This is a genomic window from Borrelia hispanica CRI (assembly GCF_000500065.1).
Classification (GTDB): domain Bacteria; phylum Spirochaetota; class Spirochaetia; order Borreliales; family Borreliaceae; genus Borrelia; species Borrelia hispanica.
In genome coordinates this window covers 1-1,418 of record NZ_AYOU01000035.1, presented here as the reverse complement: position 1 = coordinate 1,418, position 1,418 = coordinate 1, and the positions used below count along the sequence as shown (strand labels likewise).

Here is a 1,418-nt window from a genome sequence, read left to right as displayed (position 1 = left end):
TGTTATGAAAACTGTTATGAAAACTGTTATGAAAACTGTTATGAAAACTGTTATGAAAACTGTTATGAAAACTGTTATGAAAATATTGGTGCTGATAGATAATGTATCAAATTTATAATTAATCAATTTTTCAAACAAAGATTTTTGCTTTATAATTATATATCTATTTACGTTCTGTTACCTTGTAATAAGGTAACAATATTTTTTAAATTATTTATAAAAAATTATAAAAAGTAAGAGGGTTTTATTTTATTATGAAAGATATTAAATTTCCTAAAAAAAAGAAAGGTTTTAGAGATGAAGAAATGGAGATGGAGGCATTTATAGCGCAGGTTGACGCTAATATAGAGGCAATGGATCGTGAATTTAAAGAATTCCAAAGAAGATATGGAGCGGATAAAAGTTTTGAGGATTGGATTGAATATGAGGAGAAAGAGCGAAGAATTAAAGAGGAGAAAATTCAGTTGAGGGTTGAAAATTTGAGTGCTCGCTTTGCAAAGGAATTAAAAGCTAAAGTTGTTAATAAATGATTATTTATTTTATTGTATTTGTTATTAATTTATTAATAATTAATTTTGAATTATTGAAAATAAAGATTTTTGCTTTACAATTATAAATTGTATATATTTGTTAATATACTCCTTAATTTTAAATAAGTTAGATTTAATTATATATTTTAAAATAGTAATAAATAATTGAATAAGATAAATCTTTCAAAAGAGGAGGTGTAATAGTGAAATTCAAAAACAAATTTTTAATTTTAAGTTTGCTTTTCAGTTTTATGAGTTGTGATTTCTTCTTTGGTGTGAATTCTAATAAGGATGCTATTGCAGATAATAGTGAATCTTTAGAACACGTTGATAGTGAAACATCTAAAAAAAGAAGCAGAAGATCTGTTTTAGAAGAAATAGCTGAAGTAGTAGAACCTGTAGCTGTATTAAAAGCTGTATTAAAACCTGTAGTAGTAGAACCTGTAGTGGCAGATGATAAAGAAGAAGAAAAAATAGTAGTAGCTGAAGTAGTAGCTAAAGAAGAAGCAGAAGTAGTAGCAGAAGAAGCGGCAGAAGAAGCTGAAGAAGAAGAAAAGAATGTAAAAAATTTAGAAGTTAAATTGCAGCTGAATAAGGATGATGTTAGAGATGTAAAAGATGCCCTTTATTGGATCAAAACAATAAAAGAAAAGAAATCAGATATAATGTATGAAGTTTTAGCGATATCAGGAGATATTGAGCTTTTAAAAAAGATTGTTTCACAAAAATATAAACAAGAGGATAAGGTTGATAATATAAGACAACTTTTAGATAGTTCTCGACAAATGGTAATCGGTATTATGAAAAGTTCATATAAATATAATGAAGAATCTTTTGTAAAGCTGGAAGCAAATTTTGAAGAAGTAAAAAACTTTTTAGAAGAGGCTA

2 protein-coding genes are annotated in these 1,418 nt (G+C 26.2%); both read left to right on the top strand.

What is annotated here, in order from left to right:
• Positions 1 to 254: 254 nt before the first annotated feature.
• The gene (locus U880_RS0100845; RefSeq protein ID WP_024654398.1) at positions 255 to 530 is read left to right on the top strand and encodes a hypothetical protein; all 276 of its coding nucleotides are present in this window, start codon (positions 255 to 257) and stop codon (positions 528 to 530) included.
• 203 nt (positions 531 to 733) lie between these two features.
• A partial coding sequence (locus U880_RS09715) for a hypothetical protein (RefSeq protein WP_038358627.1) occupies positions 734 to 1,418 on the top strand: 685 nt, incomplete at its 3' end.

Bases quoted from the DNA above. Each gene is read 5' to 3' on its own strand.
- U880_RS0100845 (WP_024654398.1), top strand. From the start codon at position 255: ATGAAAGATATTAAATTTCCTAAAAAAAAGAAAGGTTTTAGAGATGAA.